At 69.5% G+C, this 25,642-nt stretch carries 24 protein-coding genes and 1 tRNA gene; 13 read left to right on the top strand and 12 right to left on the bottom strand.

The features are described from left to right. Window positions 1-25 precede the first annotated feature (25 nt). Window positions 26-2,194, top strand: coding sequence for a RecQ family ATP-dependent DNA helicase (locus tag PKE84_RS11435; RefSeq protein WP_271177370.1), 2,169 nt, complete (start codon window positions 26-28; stop codon window positions 2,192-2,194). An 8-nt stretch (window positions 2,195-2,202) separates the two neighbouring features. Here PKE84_RS11435 and PKE84_RS11430 read toward each other — a convergent pair whose 3' ends face one another. The 4 genes from PKE84_RS11430 to PKE84_RS11415 form a co-directional block, all read right to left on the bottom strand. Then, a complete protein-coding gene (locus PKE84_RS11430) occupies window positions 2,203-3,015 on the bottom strand; it encodes an ABC transporter permease (RefSeq protein ID WP_271177369.1) in 813 nt (270 codons plus the stop codon). Next, window positions 3,012-3,989: an ABC transporter ATP-binding protein gene (locus PKE84_RS11425; protein WP_271177368.1), complete on the bottom strand. Its 978-nt coding sequence runs from the start codon at window positions 3,987-3,989 to the stop codon at window positions 3,012-3,014. Before PKE84_RS11425 ends, PKE84_RS11430 begins: the two co-directional genes overlap by 4 nt. A 73-nt stretch (window positions 3,990-4,062) precedes the next feature. Beyond that, on the bottom strand, window positions 4,063-4,548 hold the full coding sequence (locus tag PKE84_RS11420) for a hypothetical protein (protein WP_271177367.1): 486 nt from the start codon (window positions 4,546-4,548) through the stop codon (window positions 4,063-4,065). Further along, on the bottom strand, window positions 4,545-6,362 hold the full coding sequence (locus PKE84_RS11415) for a PspC domain-containing protein (protein WP_271177366.1): 1,818 nt from the start codon (window positions 6,360-6,362) through the stop codon (window positions 4,545-4,547). The genes PKE84_RS11420 and PKE84_RS11415 overlap by 4 nt, the downstream gene beginning before the upstream one ends. A gap of 113 nt (window positions 6,363-6,475) precedes the next feature. Between PKE84_RS11415 and PKE84_RS11410 the strand changes: the two genes are divergently transcribed. Together PKE84_RS11410 and PKE84_RS11405 are read left to right on the top strand one after the other, a co-directional pair. Continuing rightward, a complete protein-coding gene (locus PKE84_RS11410) occupies window positions 6,476-7,681 on the top strand; it encodes an ATP-binding protein (RefSeq protein ID WP_271177365.1) in 1,206 nt (401 codons plus the stop codon). After that, complete coding sequence (locus PKE84_RS11405; RefSeq protein WP_271177364.1) at window positions 7,678-8,337, top strand: LuxR C-terminal-related transcriptional regulator; 660 nt, start codon at window positions 7,678-7,680, stop codon at window positions 8,335-8,337. The genes PKE84_RS11410 and PKE84_RS11405 overlap by 4 nt, the downstream gene beginning before the upstream one ends. Window positions 8,338-8,419: 82 nt before the next feature. Here the strand turns inward: PKE84_RS11405 and PKE84_RS11400 are convergent, their stop codons facing one another. Then, window positions 8,420-9,331, bottom strand: a complete 912-nt coding sequence (locus PKE84_RS11400) for a hypothetical protein (RefSeq protein ID WP_271177363.1) — start codon at window positions 9,329-9,331, stop codon at window positions 8,420-8,422. A gap of 199 nt (window positions 9,332-9,530) precedes the next feature. Continuing rightward, a complete protein-coding gene (locus PKE84_RS11395; protein ID WP_271177362.1) occupies window positions 9,531-10,730 on the bottom strand; it encodes a pyridoxal phosphate-dependent aminotransferase in 1,200 nt (399 codons plus the stop codon). Window positions 10,731-10,962: 232 nt separating this feature from the next. Here PKE84_RS11395 and PKE84_RS11390 point away from each other — a divergent pair. From PKE84_RS11390 to PKE84_RS11360, 7 genes are all read left to right on the top strand, one after another. Next, window positions 10,963-11,035 (top strand) — tRNA-Trp (locus PKE84_RS11390). Between the two features lie 42 nt (window positions 11,036-11,077). After that, window positions 11,078-11,350, top strand: a complete 273-nt coding sequence (gene secE / locus PKE84_RS11385; RefSeq protein WP_271177361.1) for a preprotein translocase subunit SecE — start codon at window positions 11,078-11,080, stop codon at window positions 11,348-11,350. Window positions 11,351-11,423: 73 nt separating this feature from the next. Beyond that, on the top strand, window positions 11,424-12,347 hold the full coding sequence (gene nusG / locus PKE84_RS11380) for a transcription termination/antitermination protein NusG (RefSeq protein ID WP_271177360.1): 924 nt from the start codon (window positions 11,424-11,426) through the stop codon (window positions 12,345-12,347). Window positions 12,348-12,452: 105 nt separating this feature from the next. Beyond that, entirely contained in the window at window positions 12,453-12,884 is a 432-nt protein-coding gene (gene rplK / locus PKE84_RS11375) for a 50S ribosomal protein L11 (RefSeq protein ID WP_271177359.1), read from the top strand. Between the two features lie 72 nt (window positions 12,885-12,956). Beyond that, window positions 12,957-13,646, top strand: coding sequence for a 50S ribosomal protein L1 (rplA, locus tag PKE84_RS11370; RefSeq protein WP_271177358.1), 690 nt, complete (start codon window positions 12,957-12,959; stop codon window positions 13,644-13,646). Window positions 13,647-13,871: 225 nt separating this feature from the next. Beyond that, window positions 13,872-15,872, top strand: coding sequence for a S53 family peptidase (locus tag PKE84_RS11365; RefSeq protein WP_271177357.1), 2,001 nt, complete (start codon window positions 13,872-13,874; stop codon window positions 15,870-15,872). Window positions 15,873-15,968: 96 nt separating this feature from the next. Beyond that, complete coding sequence (locus PKE84_RS11360) at window positions 15,969-16,514, top strand: GNAT family N-acetyltransferase (RefSeq protein ID WP_271177356.1); 546 nt, start codon at window positions 15,969-15,971, stop codon at window positions 16,512-16,514. Window positions 16,515-16,535: 21 nt separating this feature from the next. Here PKE84_RS11360 and PKE84_RS11355 read toward each other — a convergent pair whose 3' ends face one another. Next, window positions 16,536-17,504, bottom strand: a complete 969-nt coding sequence (locus PKE84_RS11355; protein WP_271177355.1) for an NADP-dependent oxidoreductase — start codon at window positions 17,502-17,504, stop codon at window positions 16,536-16,538. A gap of 238 nt (window positions 17,505-17,742) precedes the next feature. Between PKE84_RS11355 and PKE84_RS11350 the strand changes: the two genes are divergently transcribed. Continuing rightward, entirely contained in the window at window positions 17,743-18,468 is a 726-nt protein-coding gene (locus PKE84_RS11350) for a DUF998 domain-containing protein (protein ID WP_271177354.1), read from the top strand. 7 nt (window positions 18,469-18,475) lie between these two features. Here the strand turns inward: PKE84_RS11350 and PKE84_RS11345 are convergent, their stop codons facing one another. The 5 genes from PKE84_RS11345 to PKE84_RS11325 form a co-directional block, all read right to left on the bottom strand. Continuing rightward, window positions 18,476-19,075 carry a YqaJ viral recombinase family protein gene (locus PKE84_RS11345; protein WP_271177385.1) on the bottom strand — a complete coding sequence of 200 codons (600 nt, stop codon included), beginning with the start codon at window positions 19,073-19,075 and terminating at the stop codon, window positions 18,476-18,478. Between the two features lie 97 nt (window positions 19,076-19,172). Beyond that, complete coding sequence (locus PKE84_RS11340; protein ID WP_271177353.1) at window positions 19,173-20,243, bottom strand: Gfo/Idh/MocA family protein; 1,071 nt, start codon at window positions 20,241-20,243, stop codon at window positions 19,173-19,175. Window positions 20,244-20,405: 162 nt separating this feature from the next. Next, the gene (locus PKE84_RS11335; protein WP_373877138.1) at window positions 20,406-21,149 is read right to left on the bottom strand and encodes a ThuA domain-containing protein; all 744 of its coding nucleotides are present in this window, start codon (window positions 21,147-21,149) and stop codon (window positions 20,406-20,408) included. Window positions 21,150-21,151: 2 nt separating this feature from the next. Then, a complete protein-coding gene (locus tag PKE84_RS11330) occupies window positions 21,152-22,306 on the bottom strand; it encodes a Gfo/Idh/MocA family protein (RefSeq protein WP_271177352.1) in 1,155 nt (384 codons plus the stop codon). 141 nt (window positions 22,307-22,447) lie between these two features. Continuing rightward, on the bottom strand, window positions 22,448-23,653 hold the full coding sequence (locus PKE84_RS11325) for an ROK family transcriptional regulator (RefSeq protein WP_271177351.1): 1,206 nt from the start codon (window positions 23,651-23,653) through the stop codon (window positions 22,448-22,450). 142 nt (window positions 23,654-23,795) lie between these two features. Here PKE84_RS11325 and PKE84_RS11320 point away from each other — a divergent pair, with 142 nt between their 5' ends. Continuing rightward, window positions 23,796-24,539, top strand: a complete 744-nt coding sequence (locus PKE84_RS11320) for a sugar phosphate isomerase/epimerase family protein (RefSeq protein WP_271177350.1) — start codon at window positions 23,796-23,798, stop codon at window positions 24,537-24,539. After that, entirely contained in the window at window positions 24,536-25,636 is a 1,101-nt protein-coding gene (locus PKE84_RS11315) for a Gfo/Idh/MocA family protein (RefSeq protein WP_271177349.1), read from the top strand. The genes PKE84_RS11320 and PKE84_RS11315 overlap by 4 nt, the downstream gene beginning before the upstream one ends. The last annotated feature ends 6 nt before the right edge of the window (window positions 25,637-25,642 follow it).

The raw sequence follows: 25,642 nt of genomic DNA, 5'->3' as shown, positions 1-25,642 counted from the left end.
CGGTGGTCTCTGAAACGATGGCTCCATGAGCAACACCACCGGCACGACTCCCGACGCCCGTACCGGCGCCGCCGCGACGACCGACCCCGGCGGCGTCGCCGCCTCCACCCGCGAGCAGGCGCTCTCGACGCTGAGGGCGCTCGTCGGGCGCGACGACGCACAGTTCCACGACGGGCAGTTCGAGGCGATCGCGGCGCTGGTCGACGATCGTCGCCGAGCACTGGTGGTGCAGCGCACCGGATGGGGCAAGTCGGCCGTCTACTTCGTCGCGACGATGCTCCTTCGCGCTCGCGGGGCGGGCCCGACCATCCTGGTCTCGCCACTCCTCGCGCTCATGCGCGATCAGGTCGCCGCCGCCGAGCGCGCGGGTGTGCGTGCGGTCACGCTCAACTCGTCCAACCGGCACGAGTGGGACGACGTGATGCAGCGTCTGCGCGACGACTCCGTCGATGCCCTGCTCGTCTCGCCCGAGCGGCTGAACAACCCGGAGTTCCGCGACGAATACCTGCCAGCGCTCATCGGCCGCAGCGGATTGCTCGTGATCGACGAAGCGCACTGCATCTCCGACTGGGGACACGACTTCAGGCCCGACTACCGCCGCCTCCGCGAGCTCATCGCCACGATGCCCGACGGGGTGCCGGTGCTCGCCACCACGGCGACGGCCAACGAGCGTGTCGTTGCCGACGTGGCGGAGCAGATGGGCGCCGGGGCGGGCCATGCCGACGTGCTGACGACCCGCGGGCCGCTCGCCCGCAAGTCCCTGCGGCTCGGCGTGCTCACGCTGCCGGATGCCGGAGCGCGGCTGGCCTGGCTGGTCAGCAACCTCGGCGCGCTACAGGGAAGCGGAATCGTCTACGCCCTCACCGTCTCGGCCGCTGAAGACACCGCTCGCCTCCTGCGCGACGCGGGACACGAGACGTACGCATACACCGGTCAGACGGACACTGCGGAGCGCGAAGACCTGGAGGGCAGGCTCAAGCGCAACGAAGTGAAGGCGCTCGTCGCTACCAGCGCCCTCGGCATGGGCTTCGACAAGCCCGACCTGGGGTTCGTCGTCCACCTCGGTGCGCCCTCGTCCCCTGTCGCGTATTACCAGCAGGTCGGGCGCGCCGGCCGTGCGACCGACACGGCCGATGTCCTCCTGCTGCCCGGCCCGGAGGACCGGGCGATCTGGGAGTACTTCGCCACCGCGTCGATGCCCTCGAAAGAGAAGGCGGACGCCGTGCTCGGCGCCCTCGGCAGTGAGCCGCAGTCGACGCGTGCCCTGGAGAGCCAGATCGACCTCAAGCAGTCGACGCTCGAACTGCTGCTGAAGGTGCTCGACGTCGACGGCGCGGTGCGGCGCGTCCCCAAGGGGTGGGTCTCGACGGGGGAGCCCTGGATCTACGACGAGGAACGGTACGAGCGCATCGCTGCGGCCAGACGCGTCGAGCAGCAGGCGATGCTCGACTACGAGACCACGGCCGACTGCCGCATGCAGTTCCTGCAGCAGCAGCTCGACGATCCGACGGCGGAGCCCTGCGGTCGCTGCGATCGGTGCGCGGGCGCGTGGTATCCGAGCGAGGTGGCGACAGGCGTCGCCGCATCCGTGGCGACGGCGCTCGACCGTGTCGGCGTAGAGATCGAGCCGCGCAAACTGTGGCCGACCGGCGCCGACCGGCTCGGCGTCCCGGTGCGAGGAAAGATCGCGCCCGAGCAGCTGCTGTCGTCCGGTCGCGCGCTCGCCCGTCTCACCGACCTCGGCTGGGGCGGCCCTCTGCGCGAGCTTCTCTCGAACGATGCGCCCGACCAGCCGGTGCCGCCCGCCCTTCTGGCGGCGTGCATCCGGGTGCTCGCGGACTGGCGCTGGGCGGAACGCCCGGTCGCCGTGGCCTCGGTGCCGTCGCGGCGGCGACCGATCTTCGTCGATTCCCTCGCCCGGGGGTTCGCCGACGCGGGGCGTCTGCCGTATCTCGGGTCGCTCGAGCTGCTCGGCGGCGGCCCGTCGGGCGAGCCCGGCGGCAACAGTGCGTTCCGACTCGCGTCGGTCTGGGGGCGGTTCGGCGTCGGCGAGGTCGTGGTGCCGGTCGGGCAGCCCGTGCTGCTCGTCGACGACCTGGTGGACAGCCGTTGGACCATGACGGTCGCGGGTGCCGTGTTGCGCGATGCGGGCGCGTCGGCCGTGCTGCCGTTCTCTGCAGCACTCCGCAGCTGACGATGCCGTCAGGTGTCCTTGCGGATCCAGCGGAACGTGAGCCGGCACGCGATGACCCCGATCACGAGCCACGCGATGAGCACGAGCGCCATCCAGCCGAGCTGCCAACTCCCGCTCGGCTCCTGCGACTCGAAGCCTGCCGGCAGGAACACACTGCGCATGCCCTGCGCGATCCACTTGAGCGGGAAGATGCTCGCGACGTTCTGCAGCCACTCCGGCAACAGGTTGAAGGCCAGATACACACCCGAGATGAACTGCAGCACGAGAACGATCGGGATGATCACGGCGGTGGCGCTCTTTCCCGTTCTCGGCACCGACGACAACGCGATGCCGAGCACGGCCGACGTCACGATCCCCAGCGCGTAGATCCAGAGGAACCGCAGCCAGGCATCCGGATCGGTTGGAAGCGCTACGTCGAACACGAAGCGGGCCATCACCAACAGCAACGCGATCTGCAAGACGCTCGTGACGATGACCTGTCCCATCTTGCCGACGAAGTACGACACCACGGGCAATGGGGTGCCGCCCAGCCGCTTGAGCGTTCCGTTGCTCTTCTCGATCGCGATGTCGACGGCCAGGTTCTGCACGCCGCTCAACAGGATCCCCGCCGCGATCATGCCCGGCAGGTAATACGCGGCCTGCGTGATGCCGCCCGAGCCGTCGGGGGCCGTCCCGACGTTGCCCAGCCCCTGGAATGCGACGGAGAAGATGCCGAGCATCACCACCGGGAAAAGGAATGTGAAGAAGATCGTGTCGGCCTGGCGGTAGTACATCAGCGTCTCGTACCGCACGCGCAGGACCCCGAGCCCCATGGTTCTCATGCGCGGTCCCCTTCCGTCGCAGAGTGGCGACTCGACCTGCGGCCACCACCCTCGGCTGCGCTCCCGCTCTCGGCCGCGCTGGTCATCGGGTCGATGGCCGTGTCGGTCTCGCGTACGAGTTCGAGGTAGATGTCTTCCAGACTGGGGCGGATCACCTCGAGATTCCGCGGTTCCGTCCCGAGCTCAGCGATCAGACGCGCCACCACCGCGCCCGGCGTCTCGGACCGTTCCGACCGCGGCCTGCCGGCCGAGTCGCGCCAACGGACGATGGGCACGCGGGCAGACGCGTCGCCGATCGCATCGACGGCGCCGATGTCCACCAGTGTGCCGCGCGCGATCACCGCCACGCGGTCGCTGAGCTGGGCGGCCTCGTCCAGGTAGTGGGTGGTCAGAAGGATCGTCGTGCCCTCGCGCTTCAGCCCGCGGATCAGGTCCCAGAACTCGTGCCGCGCCTCCGGATCGAAGCCCGTGGTCGGCTCGTCGAGGAACAGCAGCTCGGGGCGTCCGACGACACCGAGTGCGACATCCAACCGTCGTCGCTGACCGCCGGACAGGTTCCGGATGCGCGTCTTGGCCTTGTCGGTGAGCCCGACGGCGGAGATCACCTCATCGACGTCGCGCGGCCGCGGGTAGAAGCGCGCGAAATGGGCGACCTGCTCGCGCACGGTGACGTCGGCGGCTTCCGCGCCCGACTGCAGCACGATGCCGAGCCGCGCCTTCCACTCGACCCCGCCGCGGTGGGGGTCGACCCCGAGGACGCTCGCAAACCCGCCGCTGCGGTCGCGGTACCCCTCGAGGATCTCGATCGTGCTGCTCTTGCCGGCGCCGTTCGGTCCCAGGAGGGCGAACGTCTCACCGCGTTCGATGTCGAAACTGACGCCGCGCAACGCCTCGAGGGAGCCGTACGACTTGCGCAGGTCGCGTACCGAGACGGCCGCACCTGCCGCGGGCCCGTCGGGCAGCTGCGAGGTCATGCCCCCATCATGCCCCGCCGCCGCCCGCCCCGCGATGCCCCGGCGCCGTCCAGGTGCCGGGGCTACGCCCGGATCAGGACCGGGACGCCCGCTGTGCGCTCCGCACCACCGCCAGCAGGGCCAGGATCACGATGATCGCACCGGCCGCGACGAGTCCGAGCGTCCACGCGCTCGCCGGCGTGAGCGACTGGAGCCAGAGCTCGGCCGCCACCAGGCGCGTGCGCGCCGACACGATCCAGAGCATCGTCAGGGCGAACACCACCAGAATGGCCCCCCAGACGACGCCACCCCATCGGATGCTCGGCCGCCGCGTCGGCCGCTCCGGCCGGTAGGGCGAGGAGGAGACCGTGGCAGAGAAGGCGCCGGCGGGAGGGGGCGGTGCCGCAGCCGTGAGAGGAATGGTCGCGTCGAAGGGTGCAGAGGCTCCCGTCGACACGGGCGGCGCATCCGTCCCGTTCTCCGTGACCGGTCCGGCCGGAACACTCTCGTCCAGCGGACGCGTCGCCGCCGTGTCATCCGGCTCGATCGGCCGGGTGTTGTCGTGCTGGTCGGCGCTCACTGTCCGTCCCCTTCTGTCTGCTGCATGGTCACTTCTCCGGCCTGGTCGACCCGCACGATCACATCCGGTATGTCGTCGTCGCCGACGGTGTAGTTGGCGATGCAGTGACCTCCTCCGACCGGCGTGCACGCGTGCATCTCGAGGTCGCCCGCCGAGTCGTACGCGTACAGCGCCGATCCGTGAAGGTCGCCCATCACCTGCGCCGTGATGCCCGGTGCGATCTGCACGGTGGTCATGCCCGACACCTTCACCAGGTCGACGACAGGCGTGTCGGCGTGGAATGCCTTGCCGAGGGAGGCTCCGAGCTCGATCGTCGTCTGGCCGTAGACCTGCGAGTAGCTCGCGTCGGACCGCGGGGAGACGTACGCGCCGTCGAAGATCAACTCTCGGTCGCGGGGGATGAAAGCGGACACCAGCGTGATGACCGCGAGCAGGATGCCGAGGAACGTGAGGAAGCCGCTGCGTCGCTTTGCGAGTCCGGCGATCAGCGAGGTCAGTCCGAGCACGAGGGTTGCGACGGCCAATGCCGCGGTCAGCTCGTAACCGGGCAAGCCGGTCAACGAGGTCCAGAGCGCCGAGGTGAGGGCGGCGCCGATCAGTGCGACGCCGATCGCGACCCAGCCGACAGCCGCGCCCACCCGGGGGTTCGCGGCCCGGTATGCCCGCCGTCGCGCGGCGGCGTCGGCCTGCATCGCGGTGCTCTGGGCGCGGAGTTCGGCCGAGCGCTGCGCCTTGACCGCACGCATGTCGGCGTTCAGGCGCTCCTTCCACTGCGCGTGCTCCGCGCGCCAGGCGGCCTGGCGCGCCTGCCAGTCCGCGACATCCTGAGCGGATGCGTCCGTTGTCGGCGCCGGCGGCTGCTGCGGCTCGGCGGACGTGTCGAGGCGGGGGGTGTCCGGGGTTCCCGGGGTCTCCGGGGTGGCGGAGTCCGAGGCGAGGTCGCCGGTGGAGCCCTCGTCGCCTGTTTCTGCGGTGGCGTTCCCTGTCGAGCGGGTCGGGATGGTGGCGGCCGCTGCGGTGCCGGCGGCCATCGCCGCCGAGCCTGCCGCGACGGCTGCTGCGGCCGAGGTGGCAGCTGCGGCTGCGGCGGCTGCAGCGCCGCGACCCGTCGAGTCCGGGCCCGTGGCGCCGCTCGGCGCCGTGGCCTCGCCCGTCGCACTGGTTCCGCCAGCCGTCGAGGCGGGCCCGGCAGGCGCGCCGGAGGGGGCGGCACCCGGCTGTCCGAATGGAGCGGTACCGCGGCCGGTGGTGCCGGCGCGGCCCCAGTCGTTCCGTGCGGCCAGCACGATCAGACCCACCACGAGGGCGATCACGATCAGGGTCCAGAGCACCCGCCACACCACGTCTCCCCATCCGGGCTCACCCCACGGGTGAGCGCCGAACCACCACACACCCTGTGGCAGTGGGAGCAAGGAGAGGAGGGCGAGGATGCCGATGCCGACGATGGCGGGCTGGAAGTCCCCGTCGAACAGGCGCTGCAGGTGGATCCGGTTCTCGCGGTCAGGGAGGAGCGCCCAGGCCGCGGCGTACACCAGCAGTACGGGGGCGCCGAGGATGGCCGCGACGACGACGATCCCGCGCACGATGAGCGGATCGATGCCGAGGCGGTATGCCAGTCCGGCGCACACACCGCCGAGCCAGCCGTCGCTGCGTGTGACGCCGAGCCCGCGCATCCAGTCGAAGAAGCGGGTTCCCCGGCCGGCGAGCCCGGTCTGCGAGCCGCCGTAGGGCGACGAGGGCCCGCCGCCGTAGGGCGACGAGGGTGAGCCTGGGGGAGGCGGGGGCGGCGGTGGCGTCGATTCGTGCTGTGACATGTTTCGATCGTGGCCCCGGATGCGCCGCCGCTCTATCGGGTATCACCCTGACGCGTCCCTGATTCCGGATGCCCAGGGTGTCGGGGAGGCTCGGGGTCTGCTTGGATCTTCACGTGTCCCAGACCGCTTCCTCCCGTCCGCCGAGGGCCGCGCGCCCCGAGCGCCTGCCGCTCGCCCGGCCGCGCGTGTGCGTACTCAGCGGAGTGAGCGTCGCCCTCGCCGACCACCTGGGCTGGCCGGTCGTCGCGGTGCGCTGGCTCTTCGTCGCGCTGTCGCTCGCCGGGGGAGCGGGAGCGCTCCTCTACCTCTGGTTGTGGGCGCTCACGCCGCTGCGGCCGCCGGTGCCGGATGCGCCGGTCGAGGGAGTGCAGCGCCAGGTGCCGGTCTCGTGGCTGCTGGCCGTGCTCGCGGTCATCACCGGCATCGGCGCGATCGCCCTCGTCTTCTCCGGGTCGGCCTCGTTCGCGGTGCTCGGGACGATCGCGGTGCTGATCGCGCTCGCCGCCGGGGCGGTGGCCTGGGATCAGGTCGTGGACGCGGGCGATGCGGCGCGGGGCCCGGCATCGTCGACAGCCCTCCGCATCTCGATGGGCGCGTTCCTGCTCTTCATGGCCGCGGCGCTGGCGACCATCCCGAATCGCGTGGAGTCCGGGTGGCTCTGGCTGTGCATCATCGCCGTCACCTTCGCGGGAGCGGCGGTGCTGCTCGCACCCTGGGCGTTCCGGCTGTGGCGGGAGCTCATCGCCGAGCGCACGGCCCGCATCAAGGAGGAGCAGCGGGCGGAGATCGCGGCGCACCTGCACGACTCGGTGCTGCAGACGCTCGCGCTCATCCAGAACCGGGCGGGTGCGTCGAGCGAGGTGGCCCGCATCGCACGCGCGCAGGAACGCGAGCTGCGCGACTGGCTCTACGCCGGATCCGAGGCGCCCGCCGGCGACCTGGCGACGGATCTGCGCGACTTCGCGGCGGCGCTCGAGATCGACCATCCGGTGCAGATCGACGTGGTCGCCGTCGGCGATCCGGTTCAGCACGGCACCTCCGAACTCGCCGCCGCCGCCCGCGAGGCGATGCTCAACGCGGCCAGGCACGCCGGCGGCGAGGTCTCCGTGTACGTCGAGAGCAGGGCCGGCGCCGTCGACGTGTTCGTGCGCGACCGTGGATCGGGCTTCGACGTGGACGCGCTACCCGACGGCCGCCTCGGTGTGCGAGAGTCGATCATCGGCCGGATGAAGCGGGCGGGGGGCCAGGCGGCCGTGACCTCCCGCGACACCGGCACCGAGATCCATCTGAGCATCGAGTTCCCGAGCGAGCAATCATGAGCGACACACCCGTCACCGTCGTCATCGTCGACGATCATTCCATCTTCCGTTCCGGTCTGCGCGCCGACCTGGATGCGCGGCTCGAGGTCGTCGCGGAGGCCGCCGACGTGGATGCCGCGGTGGCCGCGATCATCGCCTCCCGCCCCGACGTGGTGCTGCTGGACGTGCACCTTCCCGGCGGCGCCGGCGGCGGAGGCGCCGAGGTGGTGCGACGGACGGCCGCCGAGTGCCCGGAGACGCGGTTCCTGGCTCTGAGCGTGTCGGACGCGGCCGAGGACGTCGTCGCGGTCATCCGGGCGGGGGCTCGCGGCTACCTGACGAAGGGCAGCTCCGGCAGCCAGGTGAGCGACGCTGTCGTAGCGGTCGCCGGCGGCGACGCGGTCTTCTCGCCGAAGCTGGCCGGCTTCGTGCTCGACGCGTTCGGCGCGGCCGCGGGGGAGCAGGCCGAGACCGTGGACGAGCTCGACCGGCTCTCCGCCCGCGAGCGCGAGGTCATGCGCCTGATCGCGCGCGGCTACTCCTACAAGGAGGTGGCCGCGGAACTCTTCATCTCGATCAAGACCGTCGAGACGCACGTCTCCGCCGTGCTCCGCAAGCTGCAGCTCTCGTCGCGTCACGAGCTCACCGCCTGGGCCCTCGAGCGCAAGCTGCTCTGACGCCGCGCCTCGCCGCTTCGGCTGCGCTGCTGCCGCTGCTGTGCCGGCCCCAGGTACTGCGTCGATCGCGCCACAACACTGTTCACGATGGCGGGGACGGCGGTGGGGCCGTGTGCAGCGCGAGGATCGCCCGGACGCGCCTGACGAGCTGGTGGTCATCGAGGTCGCCGGGCCCGAGGTAGACGACGGTCCAGCCGTCCGCCTGGAGGTCGAGCTGCCTGGTCATGTCCGCCCGGAACCGGTGGACGGGTCGATGCACGTCGCCCTGATACTCGAGAATCACCCGCTGCTCTGGAAAGGTGAGGTCGCCCCGGTAGACACGGCCGGTTGCCGTCGTGATCGTCGGGTTAGCGATCATTCCCGATACCCCGGCTCGCACCAGCCGGGTGCGCAACCGCGACTCCTGCGGCGATTCGGCACGGTCGTCGAGCAGGGGGAGTGCCTCGACGAGACGCCGTCGCCATCGTCTCGATGGATACCTGTCGACGGCTGCTGCCAGGCCATCCAACCTCGTCCCGCCGAGTCGTCGGTGCAGAAGGGCGTCGCCGACGGTGACGAGCGCCTCGACATCGAGATGCGAGCTCAGCTCGCACCACCATCGCGCCGGAGCGCTCGCAGGAACGCCGGCGACCGAGCCGACATCCCCGAGGTGGATCCGCACGGAGTGCCCGCGAACCCCCGATACACGTGGCGCTCGCCCAGGAGCCGGTACGGAGACGTCGAGGGGGGCGTCGTCACGTTCGAGTTCTGCGGGCAGGGGGACGCCGTAGAGGCGCGCGGCCGTGGGGCCGCTCACGAAGCCGCCGGGCGGAAGGCGCTGCATGTAGGCGTGGCAGCGGCCGACGAAGTCGAGTTGCCGAGTGCAGACGACCCCTCGGAACGGCCGAGTCAGGTCGGGTGCACGGAGCCGACGGGGAGAGACGCCGCGCTCGCGCGCCTGTGCGACCGCGAGCGGGCGGGCGAGTGAGATCGGCAGCGGGGTGAGCATCGGCATGCCTCCAGCCTGTCGGAGGAGGGGTCGCCGCGGGAGTTATCCACAGGCGCAATCGGGTGCTCGAAGGTGAGTGGTCACTCGTTGTCGCTGCGCGCTCGATTCCGCCCCCTCACGCGACAACTAGTGACCACTCACAGGGGCGGCCGGGTAAATGGAACCTGGGGGAGGGGAGGGGCAGGGAAGGCAGCCCACCCCCGCCCTACGCGAACAGGCGCTGCAGGCGCCGCACGCCCTCGAGCAGCTCGTCGTCGCCGAGCGCGTATGACAGCCGCAGGTAGCCCGACGGGCCGAACGCCTCGCCCGGCACCGTCGCCACCTCCGCCTGCTCCAGGATGAGGTCCGCGAGCTCCAGGGAGGTGCGGGGCGTCACGCCGCCCCACGTGCGCCCGAGCAGCCCGGACACATCCGGATACACGTAGAACGCGCCGAGCGGGGTGGGCGTGCGCACGCCGTCGATCGCGTTCAGCTCCGCGACGATCGTGCGGCGGCGCCGGTCGAAGGCCAGCCGCATCTGCTCCTCGGCCTCCTGCGGTCCGGTCAGCGCCTCGAGGGCCGCGCGCTGCGAGATGTTGGAGACGTTGGACGAGAGGTGCGATTGCAGGTTCGCCGCTGCCGCGATCGCGTCGGCCGGGCCGGTCATCCAGCCCACGCGCCAGCCCGTCATCGCGTAGGTCTTCGCGACCCCGTTGACCAGGATGGTGCGGTCGGCGAGCGAGGGCACCGCATCGACGATCGAGACCGCGCGCACGCCGTCGTAGGTGAGGTTCTGATAGATCTCGTCGGCGATGACCCAGAGTCCGTGCTCGTCGGCCCAGTGGCCGATCTCCTCCACCTGCGCCGCCGGATAGACGCTGCCGGTGGGGTTCGACGGCGAGACGAAGAGCAGCACCTTCGTCCGCTCCGTGCGGGCCGCCTCCAGCTGATCGACCGTGACCAGGTAATCCTGGTCCGCGCCGGCGAAGACGTCGACCTGCCTGCCGCCGGCAAGCGCGATCGCCTCCGGGTAGGTGGTCCAGTACGGGGTCGGCACCAGCACCTCGTCGCCCGGATCCAGGAGGGTCGCGAACGCCTGATAGACGGCCTGCTTGCCGCCGTTGGTCACCACGACCTGTGACGGTGACACCTGCAGCCCGGAGTCGCGCAGCGTCTTGACGGCGATCGCCTCGCGCAGCTCCGGCAGCCCTGCGGCGGGGGTGTAGCGGTAGTTGCGGGGGTCCTGAACCGCCTCGAGGGCGGCCTCGACGATGTTCGAGGGCGTGACGAAATCGGGCTCGCCGGCGGCATAGCTGATGACTGGGCGACCCTGGGCGCGAAGGGCCTTGGCCTTGGCGTCGACCTTGAGGGTGGCGGACTCGGCGATCGAGCTGATCCGGCGGGAGATGCGCTGCTGTGCGGTCACGCTGCTCAACTTTACAGTGGGCCATCCGTCCCATACACTTGGTCGCGGTAGTTGAAATCTGCCATGCTTTTTTGCGCCCATTTTTCCGGTGGAACGACTGCCTTTTCCCGTGTGGATTCTGGTGGAACCGCTGCCGGCGGAGTGACCGCTCGGCACCGTGAGCAATCTCGGAGCCGGATCGGTTAGCCTTGATCGAGGACGTGCGCGATCAGTATCGCGATCTCACTTTCCTAGGGCGGTGGCTCAATTGGTAGAGCAGCGGTCTCCAAAACCGCAGGTTGCAGGTTCGAGTCCTGTCCGCCCTGCAAGCCGGCACCCAGGTGCAGGCCCACGAAAGGTGTAACGAGGTGGCCCGAAAAGTTATCGACGAGCCGAGCGAGGACGTCGTCGCCAACGCGAAGAAAGACCGCGCTGCAAAGCGTGGACCCTTCGCGCGGATCGCGCTGTTCATCCGGCAGGTCTTCGGCGAACTCAAGAAGGTCGTCACACCCACCCGTAAAGAACTGCTGAGCTACACCGGTGTCGTGCTCGTCTTCGTGGTGATCATGATGGCGCTGGTGTCCCTGCTCGACTGGATCTTCGGTCTGGGCGTGTTCTGGGTCTTCGGTAATCCGGCTTGAGCCGGAACCGGCTTGATCCGGATCCGGTTCGATCCGGAACGCACCGACCAACAACAGGAATGGAATGAATTCAGTGTCTGAGACAAATCGCGACGACGTGGACTGGGCGACCGCAGCCGAGCAGTCCTCCGAAGACGATGAGGCGCAGACCGGTAACGTTCTGGCCGCCGACGAGGAGGCCGTCGACGCCGCCGAGCACGAGGCCCTGCACGTCGTCGCCGAAGACGGAACCGAGATCGATCTCGACGCCGTGCTCGACGCCATGGCCGAAGCGGTCGACCCCGAAGCGGATCGCGCCGTCGATGAGGCCCTCGAGGTCGACGACGACCAGGAGGCCGAAGCGGCCCTCGAGGCCGTCGAAGACGAAGACGAGAACGCCACCGACCCGTACGAAGAGTTCCGGGCCGAGCTCCGCAGCAAGATCGGCAAGTGGTACGTCATCCACTCGTACGCCGGTTTCGAGCGCCGCGTGAAGTCGAACATCGAGAACCGCATGGTCTCGATGAACATGGAGGACTTCATCTTCGAAGTCCAGGTCCCGATGGAAGATGTCGTCGAGATCAAGAACGGCCAGCGCAAGATGGTCAACCGTGTGCGCATCCCGGGCTACGTGCTCGTGCGCATGGACCTGAACGAAGACAGCTGGTCGGTCGTCCGTCACACCCCCGGCGTCACCGGCTTCGTCGGCAACGCGCACAACCCGACTCCCCTTCGTTTCGAAGAGGCCTTCTCGATGCTGAAGAGCCTCGTGCAGGTCGAGGCGGCTCCGGCCAAGGGCGGCGCCGTCAAGGGCTCCAAGACCACCGCCCGCGTCATCCCCGCCGAGGTCGACTTCGAGATCGGCGAGACGATCACCATCAAGGAAGGCTCGTTCGCGGGTCTCCCGGGTTCGATCAGCGAGATCAAGCCGGAGAGCGGCAAGCTCACCGTGCTCGTCTCCCTGTTCGAGCGCGAGACGCCGGTCGAGCTCAGCTTCGACCAGGTCACGAAGCTCTAACCCACCCCAGATTTTCCAGAACACCGGGTCTCGGACAGGCCGAGAAACCGGGAGAGCCGTTCGGGATGTCCCGATTCGGCTCGAATACACAAAGAAGGAAGAAACATGGCACCGAAGAAAAAGGTCACTGGTCTGATCAAGCTTCAGATCAACGCCGGCGCCGCCAACCCCGCCCCGCCGATCGGTCCGGCGCTGGGTCAGCACGGCGTCAACATCATGGAGTTCTGCAAGGCGTACAACGCGGCGACCGAGTCGCAGCGCGGCAACGTCATCCCCGTGGAGATCACCGTCTACGAGGACCGTTCGTTCACGTTCGTCCTGAAGACCCCGCCCGCCGCCGAGCTCATCAAGAAGGCTGCCGGCGTCGCCAAGGGCTCCGGCGTTCCGCACACCACCAAGGTCGGCAAGCTGACCCAGGAGCAGGTGCGCTCGATCGCCGAGCAGAAGATGGTCGACCTCAACGCGAACGACATCGACGCCGCGTCGAAGATCATCGCAGGCACCGCCCGTTCCATGGGCATCACGGTCGAAGCGTAAGCAGCGTCCCCAACCAGACATCCGTGGCAGAGCCGGCCAGGCTCGCACCACATTCTCGATAGGAGAAATCACATGGCACAGAAGTCAAAGGCCTACCGGGCCGCGGCCGAGAAGATCGAGGCCGGAAAGCTCTACACCCCCGAAGAGGCCGTCACGCTGGCTCGCGAGACCGGCTCGGCCAAGTTCAACTCGACCGTCGAGGTCGCGCTGAAGCTCGGCGTCGACCCGCGCAAGGCGGACCAGATGGTCCGCGGTACCGTCATTCTTCCTCACGGTACCGGCAAGACCGCGCGCGTCATCGTGTTCGCGACGGGTCCGGCCGCTGAGGCCGCGATCGCCGCTGGCGCTGACGAGGTCGGCGGCGCCGAGCTCATCGAGAAGGTCGCCGGTGGCTACACCGCGTTCGACTCGGCCGTCTCCACCCCGGAGCTCATGGGCCAGGTCGGCCGTCTCGGAAAGGTGCTCGGCCCGCGTGGTCTCATGCCCAACCCGAAGACCGGTACGGTCACCCCGGATGTGGCCAAGGCCGTCTCCGACATCAAGGGTGGAAAGATCGAGTTCCGCGTCGACAAGCACGCCAACGTGCACTTCGTCGTCGGCAAGGCCGGCTTCACCGCCGACCAGCTGCAGGACAACATCAAGACCGCTCTCGAAGAGGTCATGCGCCTCAAGCCGTCCTCGTCGAAGGGTCGCTACATCCAGAAGGGCGCCGTGTCGACCACGTTCGGCCCCGGCATCCCGCTGGACGTCAACTCCATCTAGTCAGGCGACGGCGTCTCACGAAGGCGACGTTCCACGACTGCGAAAAGCCCGCTCCCACTCCGGTGGGGCGGGCTTTTTCGTCGTTGCCGAACTGAGGATCGTTCACGCCGAGCAAACAGTTGCAACAGAACTGTCTACCCCTCTTGTGGCGGCAGAACCTGTGGGTCTACTGTCACCAATGGCGCGCGCCGCGTGCCGCCTCACCGTCGAGTAAGGATGACATTCATGAGAACTCGCATCACCGGGCGGGCCCTTCACAAGAGGACCGCAGGAATCATCGCCACCACGGCAGCCGTGGTGGCTTTGTCGATGACGGGCGTCGGAGCGGCCAACGCGGCCGACCGCGTCACGTTCAGCGACTCGGTGCCGAAGTGGGCGACCTCCGCCAACGACGCCGGAGCAGCACCTGCGGACGAGACGATCGAAGGCGAGATCTTCCTGCCGCTCCGCAATGCCGCGGGCGCGGAAGCGCTGGCGAAGGCGGTCTCGTCGCCCACCAACCACAGCTATCGCAAGGCGCTCAGCCCGAGCCAGTGGATCAAGAACTTCTCCCCGTCGAAGGCCGACTACGACTCCGTGCTGCGGTTCCTCAAGACCGCCGGCCTGACGGTCAACGGAACGCCGGCCAGCCGGCAGTACGTCGTCTTCCGCGGAACCGCCGACCAGCTCGGTTCGATCTTCGGAACCTCGCTGCACTCGTACAACTACGCGGGACGCACCCTTCTCGCCCCGGCCTCAGCGCCGTCCCTCCCGACCGCCGTCGGCTCCAAGGTCTCGGGCGTCAGCATCGAGCAGTCCCGGATGCTCACCAAGCCCGACTCGATCAAGCAGGGCGACCTCGGCCCGTCCGCAGCGCCGCAGGTGAGCCGCAAGAGCGTCGCCGCCGCGCCGGTGATCACCACGCCGTGCTCGCACTACGACGGTGAGCACACGGTGACCGTGCCGCCCGCCTACAACGGCAAGACGCAGTACAGCACCTACAACTGCGGTTACACGCCGAAGCAGCTGCGCTCGTCGTACGGCCTGGACGCCCTCAACAAGAAGGGCCTGAACGGCAGCGGTCAGACGATCGCCATCATCGACGCCTACGCGTCGCCGAGCATCGTCAAGGACGCGAACACCTACGCCGCCGCCAACGGCGAGCCGGGACTCACCAACTCGACCTACCAGCAGCTGGTGCCGAAGCCGAGCGAGTTCGTCGACCAGGAGGCCTGCGCGTTCCCGAGCGGATGGCAGGGTGAGCAGACGCTCGACGTCGAGTCGGCCCACAGCATCGCCCCGGCCGCGCGCATCCTGTACGTGGGTGGCTTCAACTGCGGTGGCGGTATCGACATCGCGATGTCGAAGATCCTCGACAACAAGCTGGCCAACATCGTGAGCAACAGCTACGGCAACGTCGGCGAAGACGTTCCGGCCGACGTGGTCGCCGGTCAGGTGAACATCGAGCTGCAGGCTGCCGGTGAGGGAATCGGCCTCTACTACTCGAGCGGTGACAACGGTGACGAGGCCGCACGCCTCGGCTACCCGTCGCCGGACTTCATGGCCTCGTCGCCGTGGGTCACCTCGGTGGGTGGGACGAGCATGGGCATCGACAAGAACGGCAAGATGACCTATGAGACCGGCTGGGGCGACCAGTTCGACCAGATCGTGAAGGATGCCTCGGGCGCCCTCGCGTACGCTCAGCCGCTCCCCGGAACCCGCTTCGTCGGAGGCGCCGGTGGTGGCGTCAGTGCGATCTTCTCGCAGCCCGATTACCAGAAGGGGGCGGTGCCCGCATCGCTCGCGAACGGGATGCGCGTCTCGCCGGACATCGCGGCGCTCGCCGACCCGTACACCGGGTTCCAGATCGGCATCCGTCCGATCATCGACGACACGACGCTCGAGACCGGTGACTTCGTCAACGAGACGTATGGCGGCACCTCGCTCGCCGCGCCGATCGTTGCCGCGCAGATGGCTCTCGTGCAGCAGGCGACCCACACGACGATCGGGTTCGCGAACCCGACGCTGTACGCCGTGAAGAAGGCCGTGCCGAGCAGCGTCCGCGACGTGCTCCCGCTGAACCCGAAGTCCGGTGTCGTGTACACCAGCGCGATCAGCGGAAACACGTACTTCGTGACGTTCGATCAGGACACCTCGCTCAAGACCGCGAAGGGATACGACGACGTGACCGGCCTCGGTGGCGTTTCGTTCGGCCTCCTGTCGCAGGTGGCGGCGGGCCGGCACTAGCCGGCTGCACCCGACGGCCGGTCGTCCTCCCGGACGGCCGGCCGTCGCTGCGCCCGCTCCCCGCCACGGGGCCGCCGGGCTGGGTAGGGTGAAGGGATGACCGTTAGGATCCGCCCCGCCGAGGCCGGGGACGCCGCGGCCCTCGCCGCCGTCGCCGCCGTGACCTTTCCGCTGGCCTGCCCGCCGCACACCACCGACGAGGCGAAGGCGCACTTCATCGCGACCGTGCTGTCGGAGGAGCGGTTCGCCGAGTACCTGGCCGACGCGAGCCGTCTGCTGCTCATCGCAGAAGACGACGAGCATCCGCATGCCGGGGCGATCGGCTACACGATGCTGAACCTCGGCGAGCCGGCCGACGCGGACGTGAAGGCGGCCATCCGCATCCGGCCCACGATCGAGCTGAGCAAGTGCTACGTGATGCCCGGCCATCACGGCGCCGGCGTCGCGAGCGGGCTGATGGCCGCAAGTGTCGACGCCGCGGTCGCCGCCGGATCGGCGGGCATGTGGCTGGGCGTCAACGAGGAAAATGGCCGGGCTCAGCGGTTCTACGGCAAGCACGGCTTCGAGCGCGTCGGCACCAAGCACTTCCTGGTGGGGGACCGCCTCGAGGACGACTGGGTGATGGAGCGCTCGCTGGCGTAGCGCGCAGCCCGGCCGCCGACCTCAGCCCTCGGCGACCTTCAACACGATCTTGCCGCGGGTGTGCCCCGACTCCATGGCCCGGTGCGCCTCGGCGATCTGCTCGAGCGCGAAGATCTGGTCCACGTGCACGCGCACGTTCCCCGCCTCGAGCAGACGCGCGATCACCGCGAGCGTGTTGCCGTCGGGCGCGACCTTGAAATCCGTTCCGCGCACGCCGGCCGCGGCGACCTCGTCTGCGAAGGTCGGCCAGCTACCGGTCGGCGCGTTGACGATGAGTCCGCCGCGGCGCAGCACGGACAGCGACCGCGACCCCGTATCGTCATGCACGTTGCCGATCAGATCGATCACGACGTCGACCTCGCCCACGACGTCTTCGAAGCGGGTGGTCGCGTAGTCGATGACCTCGGCGGCCCCGAGGGAGCGCAGCCACGGCACATTGGCGCCGGATGCCGTCGCGATGACGTGGGCCCCGAAGTACGAGGCGAACTGCACCGCGAAGTGGCCGACGCCGCCGCTGCCGGCGTGGATGAGCATCCGCTGGCCTTCGTGCGCCTTGGCGACCTCGACCACCAGGCCCCAGGCCGTGAGGGCCGCCAGGGGCGCCCCGGCCGCCTCGATGTGCGAGAGGGTGCTCGGCTTGCGGACGACGCTGAGACTCGGCACCGAGACGTATTCGGCGTAGCTTCCGCTGTAGCGCGGCACCATCACCATGCCGAAGACCTCGTCGCCCGGCTTGATCGGATGCGCGGCGAAGGGTGACTGCACGACGACACCGCTGAAGTCGTGGCCGAGCACGGCGGGGAACTGGTGGATCGCGCCGAACACGCCGCGACCGGCACGCGTCTTGGCGTCGATCGGGTTCACCCCGGCGGCCACGACCTTCACGAGGAACTCGGCATTGACGCGGTCGGGGACCCCGGTCTCCTCGACGGCGAGCTCATCGGCTGCGCCCGCCTGATGGAGAAGTGCGGCCCGCATCGTCTTCTGCATTCGTCGTCCCCTCGTCGGTCGGGCAGTCGTGACAGCGGTTCGGGCCGTGCCATCGTGATCGCAACCAGTCAATCCCGCCAATGATTCCAAGGTGTTACGACGGCATCACCACGTGTGAACAATCCGTTTCGGATACCCCCTGGCGGTTTTCTCAAGATCGCTGGTTAGGATGCATTCGGATCGGACCCGACCCCGGCCCTACCCGAACGAGATCCCCGACCCGAGACGAGGAACGCAGGTGACCCGACTGTCCGGCCCCCGCGCGCCCCGGCTGCTGCGGATCGTACGACAGCCGTTCGCCGTCCCGCTGCTCGCCGGCGGATGGCAGCGCGCGGTGCCGGTGCTGCTGGCGATCGGGACGATCGCCGTCCTCGGCGGTCTCACGCTCATCTGGGCGGCGCGGCTCACGGTTCCCTACCCGGTCTACGTGAGCGAGCTCGGCGCAGTCGGCGCGGCAACCAAGTTCCCGTTCGCGGTCGCGCTGCTCTGCATCGCCCTGGGTGGCTTCTCGATCGCGCTGGCCTCCGGGCACATCCGGTCGTCGGCGCCCGTCTTGAACCGGTGGGCGCCCGCGATCACCCTGGGCTTCGCCGGCGTCTGCTTCGTGATCGCGTCGCAGGTCACCTGCACCGCCTACTGCCCGGTGCCGATCGTCGACCCGCGCTCGACGACGCAGGACCTCGTGCACACGTCGAGCGCCGTGCTGGGTTTCGCCGCGGCGTGCTACGCGATGCTCCAGGTCGCGTTCGCGACATCGATGCCCCGGGTCGCACGACTGTCGCTGGTCTGTTGCGTCGCGGTGGCCGGCATCACGATCGTGGGCGGGCTGCTCGCCCTGGTGCACGTGGCGACGGATGTCGGCTCCTGGCTGGAGCTCATCGGCACCACCGTTGCGATCGCGTGGCTGGCCGCCTACGGGCTGTCCCTGACGCGTTCGGCGACGCCCGCGACTGCCACACGCTGACGCGGCGTCAGTACCCGGAGGCGGCGGGCGCCGAGACGGCGGCGGCCTGCGTACGGCGACGCAGGACCGTGATCAGGTCCTCCGCGAGCGAGACGAGCTTCGAGATCTCCGCGTCGTCGCGGTCGACCCAGAGGCACTGGGGTTCCTCGTGCACCGGGACGAAGCCCGAGTGCTGCTCCCAGACGAAGAGGGTGCGCTCCGCGCCGAGCACGTACTGCTGCCACCAGATCTGGCGCAGGTAATTGCGCGGGATGCTGCGGAACGCCTTGTTGGTCGTCTTGATCTCGGCGAGTTCGATCGTGCCGCCGGCGCGCACCGTGAGGCCGTCGGGCGTGGCCAGGTGACGGCGGTCGGCCTCGGCGTGGTAGAGCGCATCGCTCGGCTGGATGCCGTGGGTCGCGGCCACCCACGAGGCGATCTCGGGCTCGCGTGCCCGGCCGTACTGCGTGAAGACGTTGCCACCGAATCCGGTGCCGTTCAGCTTGTCGTACGCGGCCGACTCGACGGACTTCGGCGTGGACAGCTTTGCGACATCCGTGGCGGTGATGCCTCGACTGCGTGCCCGCAACCACGCGATGCGATCGCTCGAGCGCGCGACGAGGCGCACGAGATGCGGACCCTGCTGTGCCGGGGACGCGCCGACCGGCGGGAGAGCCGGCTCCGCCAGCGCGAGCGGGCGGGTCAGGGCGGGGTCGAACACTCCTCTATTGTGCCTCGGTCGCGGAGGCTGCGCGTCCTCCCACGCCCACGGAGCCGAGCTGCCGGCGCGCCTCGTCGAGGGTCGCCAGCGTGTCGACCGCCTCGCTGAGCGGATGCAGGGGCGAGTCGGTGAGTCCGTCGGTCACGTACCGGGCGAGAGCGGCGGCTTCGTACGACATCCCCTCGCGGTGCGGGCGTCCGTACGGGTCGACCCAGTGGGCGGCCATCCGTCCGTCCGGCCCGAAGAATCGCAGGCCGCTCGCCGCCCAGAACGGGCTGTCGGTCTCGACGCGCCCGGATGACCCGCTGATCGTCGCGAGCGACGGGGTCCCTGCCCGCAGCCCCGTGCTCAGGAGTGCCTGCGCGCCTGTCGCCGACGACAGGATCATCGCCACCTGCTCGTCGACGCCGGTCGGCGCGAGCGATCCGGTCGCCAGGATGCCGGCGGGGGCACCCAGCGCGAACGACGCCCACGACACCACATAGACGCCGAGGTCGAGCAGCGCACCGCCGGCGAGCGCCGGGTCGAACATCCGGCTGGTGGGGTCGAACGTGGCCGCGCCCCCGAAGTCGGCCGTCACGACGCGCACCTCGCCGAAGGCGCCGTCGGCCAGGAGCTGACGGACGATGTCGGTCTGGGGCAGGTAGCGCGTCCACATCGCCTCCATCGCGAAGACGCCCGCCGAACGGGCCGCATCGGCGATCGCGCGTGCGTCGGCCGCTGTCGCCGCCATCGGCTTCTCGATCAGCACGTTCTTGCCGGCCGCGATCGCGAGCAGGGCATGCTCGCGGTGCTGCGAGTGCGGCGAGGCCACGTAGACGACATCGACCCCGGGATCGGCGACCAGCTGCTCGTACGAGCCGTAGGAGCGCTCCACCCCGTGCGCTGCGGCGAACGCGGCCGCACGCTCGGCCGACCGTGACCCGGCGGCGACGACCCGCTGCGTGGTGTGCGTGTGCAGCGCATCCGTGAAGTCGGCGGCGATGCCGCCCGGCGCGAGCACGCCCCAGCGGAGCGCGGGGGCGTCGTGGGGATCGGGGTGCCGAGGCGCGGGCAGGGTGTCGAAGGCGTTCATGCGTCCAGTCTTCCGTAATGCGTTTATAGACGCGCCGCCGGGGCGCCGGCCATTGTCCAGCCTGCTCGATAGATCTAGTGTTTTAACACCTGAGGTTTCAACGCCACAGGAAGGGGCGCGCGGTCATGCCCCCGAAGATCTCCGCGCGCCCCGTCACCGCTCTCAGCGGGGCCAGACGCCCGCATCCGGATTCGAGACCTCCGGAGCGCGACGCGGCCCAGCGACCGGCGCCGCCCAGCGCACGCCATTGGCGAGCACACGCCGCACCTGCGGGTGGAAGTACACCGGGTACTCCTGGTCGCCGGGGCTGAAGTAGAAGATCTTTCCGCGGCCGCGGGTGAACGTGACACCGGAGCGGAAGACCTCGCCCCCGGTGAACGAGCTGATGAAGACCAGATCGTCGGGCGTCGGGATGTCGAAGAACTCGCCGTACATCTCCTGGGCCTCGATCACGATCGGCTGCTCGATGCCCTCGGCGATCGGATGCGTGGGGTTGACGTTCCAGACGAGCTCGCGTTCGCCGCCCTCCGGGTTGCGCCAGGCCAGCGAGCACGTGGTTCCGAGCATCCGGATGAAGATCTTCGAGAAGTGCCCGGAGTGCAGCACGATCAGGCCCATGCCGGCGAGCACGTGCTGCCGCACCCGCTCGACGACCTCGTCGGCCACCTGGTCGTGTGCGATGTGGCCCCACCAGAGAAGCACGTCGGTCTGAGCGAGCACCTCCTCGCTCAGGCCGTGCTCGGGGTCGGCGAGCGTGGCGGTGCGGATGCTCGCGTCCGGCCCGAGGAGCTCGGTGAGGCCCTCGGCGATGGCGCCATGGATCCCTGTCGGGTAGACGGCGGCGATGGCCGGCTGGGTGCTCTCGTGCACCCCTTCGTTCCAGACGGTGACGCGCAGTGCGGGCATGCTCAGACTCCCTTCGAAGCGGTGACGGTGTTGCTGGTGGAGTCGGCCTCGTGGCCGGGTTCGGCGTCGAGGCGCACCTCGGCTCCGCGGGTCGCCGACTCGTAGGCGGCGTCGATGATGCGGGCGCGGTCGAGGGCGAGCGAGCCGTCGTACTGCGACCAGTTCCCCTCGTCGGCGACGTGCTCGAGGAACGTCTCGACCACGGCGTTGTGACCCCGGCCCGGGTCGGCGGCGACGCGGATGTCGGAGCTGGCCTCGCCGTCGCCGGTGAACAGGGTGAGCTCGCCGGCGGGGGCGTAGTCGACGACGCGCAGATCGGCGCCGCCCTCCGTTCCGTAGATCGTGATGCCGAACTCGTCGCCGGCGGGACGGTACGCCGCCCAGCTGGTCTCGAGAACGAGCGAGCCGCCGCCTTCGAGACGGAGCAGCAGGCTGGCGAGGTCTTCGACCTCGTACGCGGAGCCGACGTTCACCTTGTCGGCGACCGCGCCGCCGCGCCCGCGGGTGCCGAGCTCGGAGTGGGTGACGGCGGACACGGCGATGACCTTCGGCTCGCCGAAGAGGAACAGTGCGTAGTCGAGCACGTGCACGCCGATGTCGATGAGGGGGCCGCCGCCTGCCATCTCGCGATTGGTGAACCAGCTGCCGAGGGCGGGGATGCCCGAACGCCGCAGCCAGACGGCGCGACCGTGGTACGGGCGGCCGATCGTGCCGTCGTCGATCGCCTTCTTGAGGGCCTCGATGTCGCCGCGCCGGCGGTGGTTGAACGCCACCTCGAGCACGCGGCCGCTGGCGTGCGCGGCGTCGACCATCGCCTGCGCCTCGCTCGCCGTGCGCGCGATCGGCTTCTCGCTGAGCACGTGGATTCCCGCCTCGAGTGCTCCGACGGCGATGGGGGCGTGCAGGAAGGTCGGGACGGCGACGCTGACCACGTCGAGGTCGCCGTCGGCCACCAGCTCCTTCCAGTCGCGGTAGAGGCGTGTGAGCCCGTACTTCTCGCCGAGGGCGGCGCGCGGCTCGTCCTCCATGCCGGCGATCGCGACGAGCTCGACACCGGGGAGCGTCGAATACGCCTCCATGTGCTGCTGCCCGGCCCAGCCGAGTCCGATGACGCCCGCGCGGAGCGTTTTACCTGAGTGTGCCGCAGTGGTGCTCACGACGGTCCTTCCGATTCTCTGTTGTGGATGGATTCTCTGTTGTGGATGGGTGGGGTGTCGGGTCTGAACGGGAGTGTGGGCGAACGAGTGGTCGAAACGATTCGATCACGCCAGGCCGCCGATATCCAGAGGGCCCTCCGGTCAGCGGCCGAGGGATCTGGACGGCGCGGGGGAGTGGCGGTCGGCATCCGGGTCCAGCGCGTGCTGGATCACCATGATCGCCGCCCCGAGCACGCCGCCGGTCGCCCCGGCACGTGAGTGGGTGATGGTGAGGTACTGGGTGGCGAGCGGAGTGGACCGCTGGTACACGACCTCGCGCACGCCGGCGAGCAGCTGCTCTCCGACCCGTGAGAGGCTCCCGCCGACCACGACCACGGACGGGTTGAGCAGGTTGACGCAGGTCGCGACGACCTCCCCGAGATCGCGGCCGGCCTGGCGGATGGCCTGCAGCACGGCGGGGTTGCCTGTGCGGGCGAGGGTCACGACGTCGTCGCTCGTCGTGGCCGGGATCCCGATCGCGGTGAGAGCGCGGGCGATGGCCGGACCGCTGGCGAGGGCTTCGAGGTCGGCATCCTGAGCGCCGTGGCTCGGGGTCTCGGCCCCGAACGGAACGCGGACGTGACCGAGGTCTCCCGCGGAGCCCTGTGCTCCGCGCTGCAGGCGGCCGCCGTTGATGATGCCGGCGCCGATGCCGGTCGCGACCTTCACGAACAGGAGGTCGGACTGCTCCGGCCAGCTGGTGGCGTGCTCGCCGAGCGCGAGCAGGTTGACGTCGTTGTCGACGAGGACGGGGACGTCGAACGTGCGGTGCACATAGGCAGGGATGTCGAACCGGTCCCAGCCCGGCATGATCGGCGGGTTCACCGGCGTCCCGGTGGAGTGCTCGACCGGTCCCGGCACTCCGATGCCGATGCCGATGAGATCGCCGAGCGGTCGCCCCGACTCCGCGAACAGCCCGGACGCCGTGGCCAGCGCCCAGTCGAGCACCGGCTCGGGTCCGTCCGAGATCTGGATGCGCCGCGAGTCGCTGTGCAGCATGGTGCCCGCGAGGTCGGCGATGGCGACGACCCCGTGGGTGGCGCCGAGGTCGATGGCGATCACGACGCGCGAATCCGGGTTGAACCGGATGCGCGCCGGAGGGCGGCCACCGGTAGAGACATCGTCGCCGGCGGGCGCGACGAGACCGGCGGCGGTGAGGCTGTCGATGCGCACGGCGATGGTCGAGCGGGCGAGACCGGTGAGCTCGGCCAGCTGCGCGCGGGTGCGTGGGATCCCGTCGCGCAGGATCGACAACAGCGGGGCGGCGTCGGGCGCGACGAGCGATGCCTCACGCGCGCTGTCGGTCATGAGGACATATAAGCACAAGGCTGCGCGAGTGGACAAAGTATGACATTCATCAGCGAACTTTTGATTGACATGCGACAGAAGTCTGATTGAATAGACGTCGCGCCCTGAGCGCGATCCACAGAATCACTCGACGAGGAGAACAGTGTCGACGTCCAAACTCTCCGTGCAGCTCTACACCGTTCGTGAACTTCTCACGGAAGACACGGTAGGCACGCTCAAGCGCATCGCCGACCTGGGGTTCACCCAGGTCGAGCCCTTTGCATTCCTGTCCTTCGGCGACGACCTCGGTCGTGGCCTCAGCGAGGCCGGCCTCACGGCGCCGACCACCCACCAGAGCTTCATCGGCGGTGACCTCGAGCCGGTCTTCGAGGCCGCCAAGGCGCTCGGCATCGAGACGGTCATCGACCCGTTCGTCGCCCCCGAGCGGTGGCAGACCGCGGAGAGCGTCGACGAGATCGCCTCCCAGCTCAACGCCGCCGCCGAGGTCGCCGCCCGCTACGGCGTGCGCGTCGGCTATCACAACCACGCACACGAGCTCGAGAACACGATCGACGGCGTCACCGCCTTCGAGTACTTCGAGAGCAAGCTCGACCCGGCGGTCGTGCTCGAGGTCGACACCTACTGGGTCGCCGTCGGTGGCCACGACCCGGTCGCGCTGCTGAAGAAGTTCGGCGACCGCGTCGTCGCGCTGCACGTCAAGGACGGCCCCGGCACCACCGAGACCAAGGACCAGGTGGCTGTCGGCCAGGGCTCGCTGCCGGTCGAGGAGATCATCGCCGCCGCGCCGAACGCCCTCCGCGTCATCGAGCTCGACGACTCCCGCGGCGACCGCTTCCAGGCCGTCGCCGACAGCTACGCCTTCCTCACCTCCAAGGGTCTCGCGTGAGCGCCGGCACCGGTCGCGTCGGCGTCGGCATCATCGGAGCCGGGGTCATCAGCAAGGAATACCTCACCAATCTGACGTCGTTCCCCGACCTCGAGGTGCGCTTCGTCGCCGACATCGACCTCGAGCGGGCACGTGCTCAGGCCGAGGCCTTCGGCATTCCCGCTTCGGGAACGGTCGAGGAGCTGCTCGCCGACGACGGCATCGAGATCGTGGTCAACCTGACCCTTCCCAAGGTGCACGTCGAGGTCGCGCTGCAGGTGCTCGAGGCAGGCAAGAACGTGTGGAGCGAGAAGCCGTTCTCCCTCGATCGCGTGAGCGGCCAGAAGCTGCTCGAGGTCGCCCACGAGAAGGGGCTGCGCGTCGCGACGGCGCCCGACACCTTCCTCGGCGCCGGCATCCAGTCCGCTCGTCGCCTGATCGAGAACGGCAGCATTGGCGTTCCGCTCACTGCGCTCACGCTGATGCAGTCGCCCGGCCCCGAGTCGTGGCACCCCAACCCCGACTTCCTCTTCCAGGAGGGTGCCGGCCCGCTGTTCGACATCGGCCCGTACTACCTGACGGCCCTCGTTCAGCTCTTCGGCCCGGTCGCCCGCGTCAGCGCGGTCGCCTCGAAGGCTCGCGAGAAGCGGATCATCGGCTCCGGCCCCCGTGCGGGCGAGGAGTTCGAGGTCACCGTGCCGACGCACGTCAGTGCGCTCTATCAGTTCGAGAGCGGCCAGACGGCGCAGAGCGTCTTCAGCTTCGACTCCAAGCTCGGCCGTACCCAGTTCGAGGTGGCCGGCGCCGACGGAACCGTCGTCGTCCCCGACCCCAACACCTTCGAGGGCGACCTCATCGTGCACGGCGCCGACGGCATCGAGACGATCCCGGCGACCGGCTCCACGAGCAGCCGCGGGACCGGCGTCGTCGAGCTGGCCAGGGCCATCCGGGCGGGTGTGCCGGAGCGCGCCTCCGGCGAGCAGGCCTACCACGTGCTCGATGTCATGGTGTCGACCATCGAGGCCGGACTTTCGGGTCACCCCGTCGACGTGGAGAGCACGGTCGCAGTCGCGCCCGCCCTCCCCGAGGACTGGGACCCGAAGGCGGCGACGCTCTAAGGGCGG

The organism is Leifsonia poae (assembly GCF_027921845.1).
Classification (GTDB): Bacteria; Actinomycetota; Actinomycetes; order Actinomycetales; family Microbacteriaceae; genus Leifsonia; species Leifsonia poae.
Note: the sequence above shows the minus strand (reverse complement) of the source record. Positions and strands in the feature narration are given on the sequence as shown.

Bases quoted from the DNA above. Each gene is read 5' to 3' on its own strand.
- PKE84_RS11405 (WP_271177364.1), top strand. From the start codon at position 7,678: ATGAGCGACACACCCGTCACCGTCGTCATCGTCGACGATCATTCCATC.
- PKE84_RS11325 (WP_271177351.1), bottom strand. From the start codon at position 23,653: ATGACCGACAGCGCGCGTGAGGCATCGCTCGTCGCGCCCGACGCCGCC.
- PKE84_RS11425 (WP_271177368.1), bottom strand. From the start codon at position 3,989: ATGACCTCGCAGCTGCCCGACGGGCCCGCGGCAGGTGCGGCCGTCTCG.
- PKE84_RS11435 (WP_271177370.1), top strand. From the start codon at position 26: ATGAGCAACACCACCGGCACGACTCCCGACGCCCGTACCGGCGCCGCC.
- PKE84_RS11360 (WP_271177356.1), top strand. From the start codon at position 15,969: ATGACCGTTAGGATCCGCCCCGCCGAGGCCGGGGACGCCGCGGCCCTC.
- PKE84_RS11335 (WP_373877138.1), bottom strand. From the start codon at position 21,149: ATGCCCGCACTGCGCGTCACCGTCTGGAACGAAGGGGTGCACGAGAGC.
- rplK (WP_271177359.1), top strand. From the start codon at position 12,453: ATGGCACCGAAGAAAAAGGTCACTGGTCTGATCAAGCTTCAGATCAAC.
- PKE84_RS11415 (WP_271177366.1), bottom strand. From the start codon at position 6,362: ATGTCACAGCACGAATCGACGCCACCGCCGCCCCCGCCTCCCCCAGGC.
- PKE84_RS11430 (WP_271177369.1), bottom strand. From the start codon at position 3,015: ATGAGAACCATGGGGCTCGGGGTCCTGCGCGTGCGGTACGAGACGCTG.
- PKE84_RS11365 (WP_271177357.1), top strand. From the start codon at position 13,872: ATGAGAACTCGCATCACCGGGCGGGCCCTTCACAAGAGGACCGCAGGA.
- PKE84_RS11355 (WP_271177355.1), bottom strand. From the start codon at position 17,504: ATGCAGAAGACGATGCGGGCCGCACTTCTCCATCAGGCGGGCGCAGCC.
- PKE84_RS11340 (WP_271177353.1), bottom strand. From the start codon at position 20,243: ATGAACGCCTTCGACACCCTGCCCGCGCCTCGGCACCCCGATCCCCAC.
- PKE84_RS11400 (WP_271177363.1), bottom strand. From the start codon at position 9,331: ATGCCGATGCTCACCCCGCTGCCGATCTCACTCGCCCGCCCGCTCGCG.
- rplA (WP_271177358.1), top strand. From the start codon at position 12,957: ATGGCACAGAAGTCAAAGGCCTACCGGGCCGCGGCCGAGAAGATCGAG.